The sequence below is a fragment of the Aeoliella mucimassa genome (genome assembly GCF_007748035.1).
GTDB lineage: Bacteria > Planctomycetota > Planctomycetia > Pirellulales > Lacipirellulaceae > Aeoliella > Aeoliella mucimassa.
In genome coordinates this window covers 5,694,844-5,709,336 of the sequence record NZ_CP036278.1, presented here as the reverse complement: position 1 = coordinate 5,709,336, position 14,493 = coordinate 5,694,844, and the positions used below count along the sequence as shown (strand labels likewise).

At 58.5% G+C, this 14,493-nt stretch carries 13 protein-coding genes; 7 read left to right on the top strand and 6 right to left on the bottom strand.

All coding sequences use genetic code 11. From position 1 onward, the window contains the following. Positions 1–78: 78 nt before the first annotated feature. Together Pan181_RS22445 and Pan181_RS22440 are read left to right on the top strand one after the other, a co-directional pair. Positions 79–531, top strand: a complete 453-nt coding sequence (locus Pan181_RS22445) for a Minf_1886 family protein (RefSeq protein WP_231943674.1) — start codon at positions 79–81, stop codon at positions 529–531. A 305-nt stretch (positions 532–836) separates the two neighbouring features. Then, on the top strand, positions 837–1,940 hold the full coding sequence (locus Pan181_RS22440) for a prenyltransferase/squalene oxidase repeat-containing protein (RefSeq protein ID WP_145250467.1): 1,104 nt from the start codon (positions 837–839) through the stop codon (positions 1,938–1,940). A gap of 113 nt (positions 1,941–2,053) precedes the next feature. Here the strand turns inward: Pan181_RS22440 and Pan181_RS22435 are convergent, their stop codons facing one another. The 3 genes from Pan181_RS22435 to Pan181_RS22425 form a co-directional block, all read right to left on the bottom strand. After that, entirely contained in the window at positions 2,054–2,851 is a 798-nt protein-coding gene (locus Pan181_RS22435; protein ID WP_145250464.1) for a 3-keto-disaccharide hydrolase, read from the bottom strand. A gap of 125 nt (positions 2,852–2,976) precedes the next feature. Next, positions 2,977–3,900: an ABC transporter permease gene (locus tag Pan181_RS22430; RefSeq protein WP_145250462.1), complete on the bottom strand. Its 924-nt coding sequence runs from the start codon at positions 3,898–3,900 to the stop codon at positions 2,977–2,979. Continuing rightward, positions 3,897–5,816, bottom strand: coding sequence for a peptide ABC transporter substrate-binding protein (locus Pan181_RS22425; RefSeq protein WP_145250459.1), 1,920 nt, complete (start codon positions 5,814–5,816; stop codon positions 3,897–3,899). The genes Pan181_RS22430 and Pan181_RS22425 overlap by 4 nt, the downstream gene beginning before the upstream one ends. A gap of 268 nt (positions 5,817–6,084) precedes the next feature. On the opposite strand from Pan181_RS22425, the gene Pan181_RS22420 reads away from it, so the two are divergent. The 3 genes from Pan181_RS22420 to Pan181_RS22410 all read left to right on the top strand — a co-directional run bounded on the left by Pan181_RS22420 (position 6,085) and on the right by Pan181_RS22410 (position 7,925). Continuing rightward, the gene (locus tag Pan181_RS22420) at positions 6,085–6,585 is read left to right on the top strand and encodes a TrmH family RNA methyltransferase (protein ID WP_145250456.1); all 501 of its coding nucleotides are present in this window, start codon (positions 6,085–6,087) and stop codon (positions 6,583–6,585) included. A gap of 201 nt (positions 6,586–6,786) precedes the next feature. Beyond that, positions 6,787–7,581: a DUF4349 domain-containing protein gene (locus tag Pan181_RS22415; protein WP_197528604.1), complete on the top strand. Its 795-nt coding sequence runs from the start codon at positions 6,787–6,789 to the stop codon at positions 7,579–7,581. After that, positions 7,578–7,925, top strand: a complete 348-nt coding sequence (locus Pan181_RS22410) for an EF-Tu C-terminal domain-related protein (protein WP_145250451.1) — start codon at positions 7,578–7,580, stop codon at positions 7,923–7,925. Before Pan181_RS22415 ends, Pan181_RS22410 begins: the two co-directional genes overlap by 4 nt. 26 nt (positions 7,926–7,951) lie before the next feature. On the opposite strand, the gene Pan181_RS22405 is transcribed toward Pan181_RS22410, so the two are convergent. The 3 genes from Pan181_RS22405 to Pan181_RS22395 all read right to left on the bottom strand — a co-directional run bounded on the left by Pan181_RS22405 (position 7,952) and on the right by Pan181_RS22395 (position 11,142). Then, a complete protein-coding gene (locus Pan181_RS22405; RefSeq protein ID WP_145250449.1) occupies positions 7,952–9,115 on the bottom strand; it encodes a DUF6688 family protein in 1,164 nt (387 codons plus the stop codon). 36 nt (positions 9,116–9,151) lie between these two features. Further along, complete coding sequence (mtaB, locus tag Pan181_RS22400) at positions 9,152–10,462, bottom strand: tRNA (N(6)-L-threonylcarbamoyladenosine(37)-C(2))-methylthiotransferase MtaB (protein WP_145250446.1); 1,311 nt, start codon at positions 10,460–10,462, stop codon at positions 9,152–9,154. A gap of 302 nt (positions 10,463–10,764) precedes the next feature. Further along, positions 10,765–11,142: an ATP-dependent Clp protease adaptor ClpS gene (locus tag Pan181_RS22395; protein ID WP_231943673.1), complete on the bottom strand. Its 378-nt coding sequence runs from the start codon at positions 11,140–11,142 to the stop codon at positions 10,765–10,767. Positions 11,143–11,329: 187 nt separating this feature from the next. Here Pan181_RS22395 and serS point away from each other — a divergent pair, with 187 nt between their 5' ends. Continuing rightward, entirely contained in the window at positions 11,330–12,625 is a 1,296-nt protein-coding gene (serS, locus tag Pan181_RS22390; protein WP_145250443.1) for a serine--tRNA ligase, read from the top strand. A 141-nt stretch (positions 12,626–12,766) separates the two neighbouring features. Further along, positions 12,767–14,416: an alkaline phosphatase D family protein gene (locus Pan181_RS22385; RefSeq protein ID WP_145250440.1), complete on the top strand. Its 1,650-nt coding sequence runs from the start codon at positions 12,767–12,769 to the stop codon at positions 14,414–14,416. The last annotated feature ends 77 nt before the right edge of the window (positions 14,417–14,493 follow it).

The following is a 14,493-nucleotide window of genomic DNA, read 5'->3' as shown; positions in this document are numbered from 1 at the left end:
CTCTCGGTGTTAGAATACAAATAGCCCTTCCTAATTTTCGATCCGCCCAATTAATCAGCTGCTGTTATGAGTAAGTCGATGCTAGACCCCGGCGACCCCATGGTCGACCTATTGGAAAGGGACAAGCGGTACAAGTTCGACGCTTACTTGTTCGTGTTCGATGCACTGCACTACGGACAAACCCGGCTCGACATGGGAAAACCGTACGCGCCCGAGGAACCGACCGACCTGGAAGACTTCGAGAATCTGGAAGACCAGATCGAGCATCACGTGTCGGGACAAGACCTCTGCGAAGCGATCCGTCAGTTTGCCTTGGAACAGTACGGGCTGATGGCCCGGGCAGTGCTGGCCGACTGGGGAATTCGTAGCACCGGCGACTTCGGCAATATCGTGTTCAACTTGATCGATATCAAGAAGATGAAAAAGACCGAGCACGATCGTCGCGAGGACTTTGAAAACGTCTACGACTTCGATCAGGCGTTCCGCCAAGAGTTCAAATTCAGTGCTTACGACCCCAAACGGGGGATCTAGGGGTGAGTCGGCGGAAAAAATCAACCAAGCAACCCAACACCGCTAGTGTGGACGAAGCTCCTGCCACGCCTGAGCGTTGGGCCCCTCCCATAGCACGCAAGTGGCAAATCACGCTAGCGGCGGCCTGCGTGGCCGCTTGGCTGCTTTTTCTGGCCTATTTGGCCCTGAATTACGGCGATTGATACCGGAACCCAGGCGTTCGGTAGCATCATCCCGCTGTAACGTTCTATAATTTTCCAACCAGCGCTAGCCTAATGCGACGCGGTTCTGTTTGTTTGTGAACTGTTGAGAAGATAGAGGTACCCATGATTCTCCGCGTTTTCCTTTCGTTAGCTTTAGCGATCACGTTTACCGCCGCTCCGATGGCTCAAGCCCAGGATGCAACCGCGGTCAAGCCGTCGGCCAAACAGCTTGCTGCCCGCGGGGTCGCGTTCCTGCGTAGCTCGCAGGACGACGATGGATCGTTCAGCAGCTTTGCTGGTCCAGCGATTACCGCCTTGGCAGCGACCGGCCTGCAACGCAGCGGGGTATCGACCTCCGATCCGGCGGTCGCCAAGGCGATTGACTACTTGCTGAAGCATCGCCGCGAGGATGGCGGCATCTACGGCGAGGGTTCCAACCACCGCAACTACGAGACCGCCCTGGCGGTGGTTTGCCTTGCCGAAGCCAACAAGGATGGCAAGTACGACGAGATCATCGCCAAGGCCGAAGCGTTCCTTAAGAACATTCAATGGGACGAAGAAGACGGCACCGAGAAAGACAACCTCTACTACGGTGGTGGCGGCTACGGCTCGCACGATCGCCCCGACCTGTCGAACACCTCGTTCCTGCTCGACGCCCTGACCGCTGCCGGCAACGGTGCCGATGATCCTGCCATCCAAAAGGCCTTGGTCTTCGTGTCCCGCACCCAGAACCTGGAGTCGGAATTCAACTCGACCGAGTTTGCCGCCAAGATCGGCGACGGCGGATTCTTCTACACTCCGGCCAGCGGTGGCCAAAGCAAAGCGGGCGAAACCGAGAACGGCGGGCTTCGCAGCTACGGCTCGATGACCTACGCGGGGCTCAAGAGCCTGATTTACGCCGGCCTGGATAAGGACGACGTTCGCGTGAAGGCTGCGACTAGCTGGATCAAGAAGAACTACACGCTCGACAACAATCCCGGCATGGGCACCTCGGGGCAGTTCTACTACTACCACACTTTTGCCAAAGCCCTGTCGCTATTGGGCGACGATGTGCTGGTGGATGAAGATGGAAACGAGCACGACTGGAGCGACGAGCTGGTATCCAAGTTGGCCGAGATGCAAAAGTCCGATGGCAGCTGGTTGAACAGCGACGAGCGTTGGATGGAAGCCGATCCCAATCTGGTGACCGGTTACGTGCTGATCGCTTTGTCGTACTGCGAAGAGTAAGCACCGCTTACTGATCGCAACGAAGTGTTAGAAAAACAAAGCCCCCCTGACGAACTCGTCAGGGGGGCTTTTTCGTGACCGTCATGAGCCAGCGTTCACCGGCTATCAATTCGCTACTCTTCTTCGTCGAGCACGAGAATCTCGATCTTACGGAATTCAAAGGGGTGGCTCTCGCTCTGGATCGAGATGGTGCCTTTGTCGATCAGCAAGTTGTTATCCTTGCGGGCGTCGACGAACTGCTTGGCCGTTTCGTCCTTCGGATCGTACTGCGGCTGTTCGTACTCCAGCACGAGCTCGCCATTGATGAAGTGCTTGATCTTGCCAGAGCCATGCACTTCGACCTCGGCGGTTACCCATTCGTCGCCATGGAACGTCGGCGATGTTGAATTGGTGCAGTGCTGCGTGTGCAGTTCGCCTTCCATTACCACGTTGGTACCAGGCGTACAGAGGTTGCAGGTCGGGCGTTTGCCGCTGCCGGTACCGCCGAGCAGTTGCACTTCGATGCTCACCGGGAACTGCTGATCCACGGCCATCGTCTCGGGCTTTTGGCCATGAATCATCAGGCCGCTGTTCTTGAGTGCCCAACCGGCGCCGCCGGTGACTTGCTCGCCGACCACGCGGTACTCCACCCGCAATCGGTAGCTTGAGAACTCCTCGTTGAAGAACAGGTGGCCGAAGCGGGCGCCGAACTTATCGTACTTGTCGTAGCAAACCTTGATCACGCCATCTTCCACACGGAAGGTGTCGTTGTAGTTCTCACCGGCTTCCGAGTAGCGGATCTTCGGGGTCCACCCCTCCAGGTCTTTGCCGTTGAACAATTGCCGCCACTGTTCTTCGGCAATCGAGATGCCACTTGTCGCCTGCAACACGAGCAAACTCAGGAGCAGTAGTTGGCTTAATCGCGTCGTCATGTATCTCTCCCTGTAGTGATGAACGAAAGCTGAATCGAACGCTCGCCGAGCGCGTGGCTACAAAACCGCGCCGCACCTCGCTGCTCGGCATCCATCGCTGGATCGCGACCCCTCTGGATCGCAGGTTATACGTCTTCCCAGCTTACTCGCGGGTCGAGCCAAGTGTAAGCTGCATCTACCAGTGTATTCATTGTGAAGAGTAGCACGGTATAGAGCACCACGATGCCCATGGCCATCGGGGTGTCGTTATCGAGGGCCGATTGCACGAACGAATAGCCAATGCCCGGTATCGCGAACACCTTCTCGATCACCAACGATCCGGTGATAATGCCGGCCACCGCGGGGCCGAGGAACGATACCACTGGAATCACGGCCGTCGGCATCGCGTGCTTCAGGATGACCGCCCGCCGCGACAGCCCTTTCGCCCGGGCGGTGCGGATGTAGTCTTTCGAGAGGACATCGAGCATCCCCGTGCGTGCGATGCGGGCGATGTAGGCCGCGTACGGTGCGCCCAGGCAGAACGCTGGCAGCAGCAGGTGACTCAGGCTCCCCCATCCGGCTGGCGGCAACATCGGGATCAAGAAACAGAACAGCAGAATGCAAACGCCTGCGATCACGAAGTTTGGTAGCGCGATGCCCAGGGTCGCCAGGGACATGAGTCCCAGGTCTTCGATGGTTCCTCGTCGCGCGGCCGACACGACGCCAGCCAGCAACCCCACGACCGCTGCCCAGGCGAGCGCGGCCAGCCCTAGCGCGGCCGACACCGGCCAGCAGAGTCGCACCAGTTCGTTCACCGTGAAGTCAACTTGCTTGCTCGACACTCCCAAGTCGAACACGGCCAGCTTTTTGAGATCGAGCCAGTAACGCACCGGAGCGGGCTTGTCGAGATTATAGTGCCGTCGCAGGTTGGCTTCGATCTCCGGGGGCAAACTCCGCTCGCTGGTAAATGGCGAGCCAGGCGAATTATTCGCCAGGATCCAAGTAACCGTGAACACCACCCACACGGTGAGCAGCAGCCATGCAAAGCGTTTCAGCAGGTAGGCAATCATCGGGGGGCACCTCGCATGTATTCATTGAGCCCGCCCGACTCGTGATCGATCCAAATCGCATGCAGCGGATGGAAGTCTTGGGAGTTGTTGTAGAAGCCCCGCACGTGCGGCTTCACCATGTTCCGCGAGTAGTAATAGTACAGCGGAATGATTGGCATCTCGTCGAGCACAATCGCCTCGGCCTCCTGTAGTATCTCGTTGCGACGCTGCGGGTTGGGTTCCGACTCGGCTTGCTTGATCAGCTCGTCGTAGCGGTCGTTCGCCCAATTGGTTTGATTGTTCTCGTTGTCGCTCACGAACAAATCGAGGAACGTATTCGCGTCGTTATAATCAGCGATCCAGCCTTGCCGACCCACGTCGTACTCGGTGAGTCGCAACTTATCCTGGTATGCGGCCCATGCCATGTTTCGTAGCGTTACGTTGATGCCGAGTTCTTCCTGCCATTGCTTGCGCATCAGCTCGGCAATCGCTTCGTGCGAGTCGTTGGTGTTGTAGAGAATCGTCAGGTTCTGGAAACCGCTCCCGCCGGGAAATCCTGCGTCGGCCATCAACTGCCGCGCCCGCTCGGCATCGGGCGTCGGCATGTGCGGCGACGTATAGCCGACCACCCCGGGCGGCACCAAACTATGGGCCGGCTTCTGAGGTCCACGCACTGCGGTGCGAATAATCTCCTCGCGATCGAGCGAGAGCGACAGCGCCAGCCGAACTCGCTTGTCGGCCAAAGCTCCCCGCGCGACATTGAGCTTGTACATGTAGATCGCGAGCTGCGGAGCGGGATTGAAATCGTCGCGAGGTGGATCGCTCTCAATCAACTCACGCAGCAAGTTATTAGGGGGTTGCTCGATCCAATCGACGTCGCCGAGCATGTACATGTTGAGCGAGGTCGTCTCGTTCTCCACCGCCACCGCGTCGATCGTGTTCAGGCGGATGTTCTCTTTGTTCCAGTACTTCTCGTTCTTCACCAAGCGGATCCGATCGCGGGGCCGACGGAACTCAATACGGAAAGGGCCGTTGGACACGATGTTCTCAGGACGCGTCCAGGCGGGGGCTCCAAACTCTTCGACACAACCGCGATGCACAGGAAACAGCGGATAGAATCCCAACAGCTGCAGCCAGAACGGAGTGGGATTGTCGAGCTCGGTAACCAGCGTATGGTCGTCGATCACCCGAATACCAACTTCGTCGAAGTCGAGCGTCACCACCCGGCAAGCCTCGGCTCCTTCGGGCACCGTGTCGCCTTGGTTGGGGTTGGCGGCCACGAAGCATCGCTCCCGGCCGTCGACCTCCACGTAGAACTTCTGTGTGACCTTATCGCGTTCTTCTTGATCCTCCGGCATCGTCACCGGATCTTTGCGTAGCAGTTTGCCTTCAATCAATTTGCCGATGCAGGTGTTGGTCTGTCCCGGCTCGAGATTCAGCTCGACCTCCACCGCATCGCCCGGCTCGAGATAGGTGCCACCTGAGTTGTACTTCTTGCCGTTCTTGAGATACCAACCTTGCTTGGCGTACTCAGCAGCAGTGAGCGGGCTGAGGAACCGCCGCATCGAGTAATGGTAGTCTTCGGCCGTCAGGGGGTCGCCATTCGACCAGCACGCTTCTTTGCGAAGATAGAACGTGTAGGTGCGACCATCTTCCGAAAGCTCCCAACGTTCGGCCACGCCGGGCCATTGATCCGGGCCGCCGGTAACTGGCAACCGCTCGTCGGGCGACAATCGCACTAAGCCTTCGAACAGCGCGTTGATCACCCGTCCTTCCGGCTGGCCACTTACCAACGCGGGATCCACCGTTTTGATTTCGGTAAAGTTGTTAAAGGTGAAATCAGCCGGCGGCAATCGTGATGCTGAAATGGTCCAGGCTAACAGCGCTACTGGCAGCGCAACGGCGACAATGGCAGGGGCAAGTTTTCGCAACTTCATCGCAAAATAGAGGTCGGCGGCGGGACGGGCGGGGTTCTGATAGCTTACGCACTGGACGGTTTTATGGGAACAGCGAGCGGTGCTCAGCAACCACAAATCGGGCTATTTCCCCCGAGTTGCGACTGCCCGAAGCCGTTACTGCATGCCAGAACCGTAAATCGTCCCCCAAAACCGACGAGTCGTCAGCCCCTTGTACCAGCGGAAGGGTCTGCCAAACTCATGGCAGTATCCGCAACTTCCCTGCTTCCTCCTTTTCAGTTGGTGCCCTATGGCCAAGTTCGAACACCTCCGCCATCAAGCGCCCCGCGAGCTAGCCAACCCTCGAGAATTGTTGCTGGCGTGCGCCCCGCTACGGAGTAACGTGAACCTCTCTCGCATCGCTCGGGCGGCAGGCTGCTGCGGTGTCACTCGGCTGATTTGCACCGGGCGGGCGAAACTCGATCCCAAGATCGCCCGCGACGCTGCCCAGACGCTGAGCATCGAATCGCACCGCTCGCTGGTGCCGGTGCTCAAGAAACTGAAGGCCGAGAACTACACCCTAGTGGGTTTGGAGCAGACAACCAACTCGAGCGATCTGCACCACTATGAATTCGACCGCCGCACCGCACTGGTGATTGGCAACGAACGCGAGGGGCTCACCGAGGATCTGCTGGCGGAACTCGACGCCGTGATTGAGATTCCCGTTTGGGGACTCCCCTACAGCTATAACGTGGCTACGGCCACGGTCATGGCTTTATATGAGTTTTGTCGGCAATATCCCGACGGTTAAAAGCGAAGAGACTAGGGAACTTTTCGTGGATGGGGTGCGTCTAAACGGGGTACGCTGCTTCGATGCGCGAAATATAGCACTTTTGTAAAGGAATTCCCCATGATGCGGATGGCGATAGCAGCAGTCATTCTCCTGGTCGCGGGTGGGTGTGCAGAGTCCGGGAGCGACTACACTAGATCTGCTGCCCGCGAAAGTGCCAAGGTGTCACGCAGCCCAGCCAGCCTGGCTTCGGCCGAGTCTTACAGCCAAGTCCCGATGGACGACACCGCTAGCGACGCCGATTCACCCAACGAGGCGACATCGGCCGCCGAGAATCGCAAGCTCATCTACACCGCGACGGTCGACATTGTGGTCGATAACTTCGACCAGATGGAGTCAGCCGTCTCGGTCTTGGTGAAGAAGCATGGCGGCTTTATCGCCAGTTCGAACGTGAATCTCAATCAAGGCGATCGACGCTCCGGCACCTGGGTGGTTCGAATCCCAGTGGCCTCGTTTGAGTCGTTCCTACAATCGACCGGCGACATGGGAGTGCCAGAGAACTTAAAACGCGACACTCAGGATGTCACCGAGGAGTACGTCGACCTCGAAGCCCGCATTCGTAGCAAGCAGAAGCTCGAACAGCGAGTTCTCGAACTGCTCGATAGCAACAAAGGTGAAATCAAGGACGTAATCGAGGTCGAGCGCGAACTATCGCGAGTGCGAACCGAAATCGAACAGATGGAAGGTCGCTTACGTTACCTGACCGATCGGGCGGAGCTTACCACGGTCACTCTGAGCATCCGGGAAGAAAAAAACTATACCCCACCGCAGGCACCGAAGTTCGGCACCGAACTAGCCAATACGTTCCAAGACTCCGCCAATGGACTTCTGACATTCGGCAAGAATCTATTACTGGTACTCACTGCGTGTGCTCCCTGGCTGGTAGTGGTGTTGGTGGTCGTCGCCCCCTGGTGGGTATGGCGTCGCCGCAGGAAGCAGGCGGGATCGGTTTCATGAGTCGTGCCCCCAAGCGGTTTGATGAACAAACCGATTACGATCTCCGCGCAAGCGTGATGCTTATCCCGAGCGAGTTCGGTGGGCGTCGGCACCCCTTCGAGCCTCACTTCCTGGGGCAGTTCAGCTGGCAACTGGCCGACGTCCCTCGGCGCGACTGGGACGCGATCTACTGGTTCGACCAGCCCGACCGAGTGGCCGACGGTCAGCGGGTGGAGTGCCGGATCTGGATCTGTCGGCACCTAAAAATGCTCGCGAATGGCGAGTTCCCCGTCGGGCGACAGTTCGCGATTCGCGAAGGTCGCAAAATCGTCGGCATTGGGGTGATCGAGGAGAGTCGACTATAGTCGTAGCTCCTTCGTCGGAAGACTCGCTACTTACAGTGACTCGACCGATAGACAGCAGTAATCGTGTTACTCGGCACTCGGGCAACTCGCAGCAGGCCGAGCATGGCCCACTCCAGCGGTTTGAGCATCAAGTACGACAGGTCGGCCAGCCAGCGATTACAAATCATCCGCGCAAGTGGTGGGCCAACGCAATCGTAGACCTTGCGGAGCCCGCGATGCGTGCCCGGCAGTGTCGTGGCCAACAGGATTTCGGCTGCTTTGAGTCGCTGCAACTGTCGGGTAACGGGAAACGCATGCCCCATATCTTGCGAGCCGACCAGCGTGCGATGTCCATGTGCCGAGGCAGTCACAATAAAGCAACCACTTGGCGGCTCGGTTGGTAATCGATTGTACGACTCGATTGCGGCGAGCACCGCCAGTCGCCAGGCAGCAAAATTAGCCGACAGCCATGTGAAGACCAGCAGCAATGTCGATATCGAGACCCGCCAGCGAGCGCCAAGCGATTTCAGGATCTCTTTGCTCGCATACAAGTACGTCACCAGCGCAAGCGGGGCAGCGCAGAATGCACAGGCGAATAAAACTACAAAAAATCCTACCAGCATTCCAATGCCGGACAGCACCAGCACGACGGTGTACCACTTCAGAGCATTCGCATCTTCTGTTGCCTGCGATCCCTTTGCAATCACACCAAGGGCGATAAGCGGCTGAATACCAATCACCCCAACGAGTGGGCAAGTAAACAAGGTTGTAAACACCCAAGTTGCTGGACCTTCCATTTCATAGCCGACCCCTCCACACCAGACGACGTACAACTCAAGCCATAAAAACGCACCTGTTAATACGGCGATACTTACCCAGAGCGGAACAGGTTGCTCTCGATCACGAAACGTCTGGTAGGCAAGCCCCGCGGTGCTGAAAGCAATCAAGGGATACACCCAAATCATCGCAGCGAACTCATACAGCAAGATGCAGTAGACCCCGAATTGGCCTGATTGCCACATATCGATCCCACCATATCCGCCGGCGGCGAACAAGAATCCCACAGGAGCTACCATGCCCCACAGCACGAACCAGCTTTTACGGAACAGGTCGTCGTACACGCTTGGGTGCACACTCGGTGTTGCCTGAACTTCTTGATCGCTATCCGTTTCGGGAGGATCGGAGGACGTGTTGCGTGGCGTGTTCGACATGCCGGCCTGCGGGGCTAATAGGATCGCCCTAGCCGACTAGATGGTTTCGACCAGGTTCGTCTCTTTAGCCACGATTCTACCATCCTGCACTTCGCCTGCCAGCACGTCGACGAACTCCCCTTCGAGCGAACGATTGGCCAGGAACTCCACTGGAGCGTATCTGCACGAAGTTCCGACGTATCGCACTTCGGTATCGGAGGAGCCATGCGTCTCCGCATCCACCGGCGATTCCACCATCACCTTGAGCGGCATCCCCGCTAGCGAGCGAAAGTAGTCGTCGCGCAGCTCGGCTTCGACCTCGGCCAGGCGATGCACACGCTCCTGCTTCAGCGGCTTCGGCAACTGATTCGGCAAATCAGCGGCAGGCGTTCCACGGCGAGCGCTAAACGGAAAGATATGGATCTTTGAAAAGCCAACCTCGCGCGACACTTCGACCGTCTCCAGAAACTCCGCTTCGGTCTCGCCGGGGAATCCTACGATAATGTCAGTCGTAATGGCCGGGCGGTCGAGTCGTTGTTGGAACATCCGGCAACGATCGATAAACCGCTGGCTACCCCACCGCCGACGCATGCGCCGCAGCACGCTGTCGCTTCCCGACTGCATACTGATGTGCAGGTGGGGGCAGATTTTCTCGGGGAACGCTGCCATCACGTCGAGCAGCTCGCGCGTGACCTCGGTAGCTTCGATGCTGGAAAGTCGCACACGAAAGTCGCCCGGCAATTCGGCCAGGCGGTGCATCAGATGCGCCAGGCGGGTCCACTCGCTCTTGGGTTTCAGACGATTGAAGTCGACCCCGTAGTGCCCCAGGTGGATTCCGGTGAGCACCACTTCGCGATAGCCGCTATCGACCAGCCGGCGGACTTCGTCTTCGATGTGCTGCATCGGGCGACTGGTAAGCTTCGGACGTACGTGAGGGATGATACAGAAACTGCATCGCAGCATGCAGCCATCCTGTACTTTCACGTAAGCGCGGTGCCTGGCGCCGAAGCCGCTGATGCCGGTCGGAACGTCGGTCACGCCGAAGCGGCCAAGCAGGTCGGGCAGCTCTCGCTTGTCGGTCAGCACCTCGGTCACGCCGGGCAGAGCCTTCACTTCTTCCGGCGCCCGCGTCGCGTAGCAGCCCATCACCACGATCTTGGCGGCCGGATTCTCGCGGGCCATGCGGCGAATCACCTGCCGACTTTTCGAATCCCCTTCGCCGGTGACGGTGCAGGTGTTCACAATGCACAAGTCGGCCGCTTCGCTCCCCTCGGCATCGGTGTAGCCGATCGACTGCAACCCTTCACGAAGGTACTCGGTTTCGTACTGGTTGACCTTGCAACCAAGCGTGTGCGTTTTGAGCTTCATCGACGACCGAATGATTTTCGAAGGGGGAATGGGGAACGTATCGCGTTATATCGCTACGTTTCTGGATGGAAGTGTCCACTATTCTAAGCAGTTCTCCCCATTCCTTCAAAAGTGGGGCTTGGATTTCGGAGCAGATCGTCGGACCGCCCTGCGCAACTGGCAAGATGCGATGGAGTCTCGCCGGAAACTTGGAATACCCGCAAGGCGTACTGCTTGGTTCGGCCCCGTAGCTCTTGGCTGCTCCAATCCATCGGCTCCCCTCTCCACTTTGCAAATTCTCGATTCGAAACTTCCCAATCGCTTTAATCCGCCGACTCAATCGTGGCCCACATCGAGCCTTTGCTCCCTTCGAGATTGTCTTTGCCGTACGCATGAATCTGGTCTCGCTTGAGTTCTGCGTGCTCTTTGGTGGTGGTGAGCACGATCGCCCGGCCCTCTTCGTCGACCGCTTTGGCGATTTTTTCGCACTGCTCTTTGGTGTGCCCAAACAGCTCGCGAAGCATTTTTTCGACGTAATCGAAGGTATGATCGTCGGAATCCCACAGGATGACGTGGTACCGAGGCACCTCGCGGGCGTCGCGGTCGGCCTGGCGTTTTTTCTTCGGGGCCACCACGGTCGACGTACCCCCATCGTCCGTATTGGGGTCGTCGTCGAAGGGGTTCATTGGGTTATCGTCCATGTTGGCACCTGCCGAGGTTGCTAGTTCCGGGGGAAGAGGAAGTGCGGGCTCGTTCGTCGCGTCCGCCAGGCGGGGGGCACCGGCGGTGGTGACAAGCCCTAGTTCTGAGTATATTGGTTCGATTGTCTGGCGACCATCATGCCCAACTAATCTGCCCTGCCCCCTGCTTGGAAACTCGATACCTGCCATGCTTGACCCTCGGTTCATTCTGGAGAACGTGGAACTGGTTCAGGAAAACTGCGACATTCGCGGCGTAAAGGCCGATGTCGCTCGCTACGCCGCTTTGGAAACCAAGCGACGCGAGCTGCAGCAGGAGGTCGAAGAGCTCTCCAGAAAAGCCAACGAGGTTAGTAAGTCGATCGGCAAGGCCAAAGACGATGCCGAACGCGAAGCCCGCAAAGAAGAAGGCCGGGCGCTGCGGGAGCAAAAAGACGACAAGCAGTCGGAAATCGACACCATCGTGGCCGAAGCGACCACGATTTACAGCCATATTCCCAACATGACCCACCCCGACTCGCCCCGCGGCGGCGAGGAGGATAGCCGCGAGCTACGTCGCGGTGCGGTGGAAGTGCCAAAGATGTCGTTCCCAGTCCAGGACCACGTGGAACTCGGCGAACAGCACAAGCTGATCGACCTTGAGGGGGGAGCACGCATCGCTGGGCATGGTTTCTACTTCCTGCAAAACGAAGCGGTGCTACTAGAGCTAGCATTGCAACAATTTGCGGTCGAGTACCTGATGAAGGAAGGCTTCATCCCCACCATCACCCCCGACCTGGCACGCGGCGAAATCGTGCAGGGGGTCGGCTTTGTACCGCGTGGGCCGGAAACTCAGATTTACAGCGTCGAGAATTTCGATCTCAACCTCGTCGCCACGGCCGAAATTACCCTCGGTGGTCTGTACGCCGGACAGGTGATCGACGAAGAAGACCTGCCGATCAAGCTCTGCGGCATCAGCCACTGCTACCGCACCGAAGCGGGGGCCGCTGGCCGGCAATCGCGCGGGCTGTACCGGGTGCATCAGTTTACCAAGATCGAGATGTTTGCCTTCACCACGCCGGAGCAGAGTGAAGACATGCACAACTACTTCTGCGATCTCGAATGCGGCCTGTTCGACGAACTCGGCATTCCTTACCGGGTGATCGACATTGCTACCGGCGATCTCGGTGGCCCCGCGTATCGCAAGTTCGACCTCGAAGCCTGGATGCCAGGTCGCGGCCATGGTGGTGAGTATGGCGAGGTGACAAGCACCTCGAACTGCACCGACTACCAGGCTCGCCGGCTCAATATTCGCTACAAGACCAAGGGCGAAAAAGGCACCAACTTTGTGCACACCCTCAACGGCACCGCCATCGCGGTCAGCCGGGCTTTGATTGCCATTATGGAGAACTGCCAGCACGCCGACGGCTCGATCATGGTGCCTGAGGTGCTGCAAAAGTGGGTGGGCAAGGAACGCATCGGCGCGATCGATACCGACGACGAGTAGCCAATCGGCCAAGTCGCATTGGGCGTTTATTAGAGGGCGATTGGGGCTCGTTGGGAAAAAAGTTCGACAAATTCACGTCGCGATGGCACTTTATTAGGTGCCGACCCCACTGAATCAGCCTTCAACCGCGGACTCTCCATCATGTCTTCTCGCCTTGTTTGGCTAGCGTTGCTGGCCGTTGTTGTCGCGTTTGCCTCCCCCAACACTCAGGCAGCCGACGATGCCATTGGCCCCCCACCAGTGGTGGCCCCCTTCAAAAAGCTCGACACGGTCTGTGTGAATGATTGGTGGAACCGCGAAGCTTCGCCGATTATCGATGTGAAGGTACCGCGCGATCAGGTGGTCGCTTTCGGTGTCTATACCGTCTCGGAAGGCACGCTGAAACTCACCGCACAGCTCTATCCACTTTACCCTAATGAGTCGCGAACCGTGCGGCTCGAACTCGATCGCGGCAACGGTTGGGAGCAAGTCGCTGAGGCTCCCGTGCACGACCTCGGCTGGTCGGCCCACTTTCGGGTGGACGATTGGGACGAATCACAAGCAGTCGCCTACCGCCTGAGTCATGGCGAAAAGGCGAGCTTCACGGGACTCGTGCGGGCCAATCCAGTAGACCAGCGTGAGATCAAGGTGGCCGTGCTCTCGTGCAATTCCAATCGCGATCGCGGGATGCGTCCCAACTTTGTTCGCAATCTCAAGCATCAAGATCCCGACCTGCTGTTCTTCGCGGGCGACCAAAGCTACGATCACCGCGAGCACACGGCCGCCTGGCTGAAGTTTGGCCTGCAGTTTCGCGACGTGCTTCGCGATCGCCCCTGCGTGACGATTCCCGACGACCACGACATCGGCCAGCCCAACCTGTGGGGCGAGAATGGCAAGGTGTCGACCTTATCCGGTGCGTCCGACGGCGGATACACCTACCATCCGGAGTACGTGAAAATGGTCGAGCGGTGCCAAACCTGGCATCTCCCCGATCCGGTCGATCCCGCGCCCATCGAGCAAGGCATCGGCGTCTACTTCACTCGGCTGCATTACGCGGGGCTCGACTTTGCGATTCTCGAAGACCGCAAGTTCAAATCGGGCCCAGCAGGCAAGATTCCACAGCAAGGTCCCCGCCCCGACCATATCACCACGCCCGACTACGATCCTAGCTCGCTCGACGTTGCGGGGCTAAAGCTGCTTGGTGATCGTCAGCTCAAGTTCCTGGAAGAGTGGGCCACCGATCGCACGCCGGGCGAGCAGAAGGTAGTGCTCTCGCAAACCGTGTTCTGCGGCGGGCCTCACCTGCATGGCTCGAAGAATAACCGCCTGTACTGCGATCTCGATTCGAATGGCTGGCCGCAAACCGGACGCAACGCAGCAGTGCGACTTATCGGTAAGTCAGGCGCGGTGCATCTGGCGGGCGATCAGCACATCGCCATGCTGTTGGAGTATGGTGCCGACGAGTACCGCGACGGCGGCTGGGCCTTCGCCTCGCCTGCGATCGTGAACACCATTTACGGCCGCTGGTGGGCGCCAGTCGATGGCCAGCCGGGCGGGAATCCCGATGTCGACAGCCCGCTCGAACTCACCGGCGATTACCTCGATGGCTTCGGCAACAAAATCACCATGCACGCATACGCGAACGCCGAACCGGGCGATCGGGCCGAAGGGTATGGGCTCGTCCGGTTCGACAAACAGGCGAGCACCGCGACCTTCGAATGCTGGCCCCGCGAGGCCGACGTCACCAAGCCCGACGCCGAGCAGTTCAAAGGTTGGCCCCGCACGGTGGAGCTCCAGAAGCCCGGCTCCTAACCACTTATTGGTTAGAACTTTGCCAAGCTAGTTGCTTGTGAACCACGGGAAGAGTGACCGTCCACGTCAGTACGTGG

Coding starts and splice junctions, on each gene's coding strand:
- Pan181_RS22445 (WP_231943674.1), top strand. CDS start 79: ATGCTAGACCCCGGCGACCCCATGGTCGACCTATTGGAAAGGGACAAG.
- Pan181_RS22440 (WP_145250467.1), top strand. CDS start 837: ATGATTCTCCGCGTTTTCCTTTCGTTAGCTTTAGCGATCACGTTTACC.
- Pan181_RS22435 (WP_145250464.1), bottom strand. CDS start 2,851: ATGACGACGCGATTAAGCCAACTACTGCTCCTGAGTTTGCTCGTGTTG.
- Pan181_RS22430 (WP_145250462.1), bottom strand. CDS start 3,900: ATGATTGCCTACCTGCTGAAACGCTTTGCATGGCTGCTGCTCACCGTG.
- Pan181_RS22425 (WP_145250459.1), bottom strand. CDS start 5,816: ATGAAGTTGCGAAAACTTGCCCCTGCCATTGTCGCCGTTGCGCTGCCA.
- Pan181_RS22420 (WP_145250456.1), top strand. CDS start 6,085: ATGGCCAAGTTCGAACACCTCCGCCATCAAGCGCCCCGCGAGCTAGCC.
- Pan181_RS22410 (WP_145250451.1), top strand. CDS start 7,578: ATGAGTCGTGCCCCCAAGCGGTTTGATGAACAAACCGATTACGATCTC.
- Pan181_RS22405 (WP_145250449.1), bottom strand. CDS start 9,115: ATGTCGAACACGCCACGCAACACGTCCTCCGATCCTCCCGAAACGGAT.
- mtaB (WP_145250446.1), bottom strand. CDS start 10,462: ATGAAGCTCAAAACGCACACGCTTGGTTGCAAGGTCAACCAGTACGAA.
- Pan181_RS22395 (WP_231943673.1), bottom strand. CDS start 11,142: ATGGACGATAACCCAATGAACCCCTTCGACGACGACCCCAATACGGAC.
- serS (WP_145250443.1), top strand. CDS start 11,330: ATGCTTGACCCTCGGTTCATTCTGGAGAACGTGGAACTGGTTCAGGAA.
- Pan181_RS22385 (WP_145250440.1), top strand. CDS start 12,767: ATGTCTTCTCGCCTTGTTTGGCTAGCGTTGCTGGCCGTTGTTGTCGCG.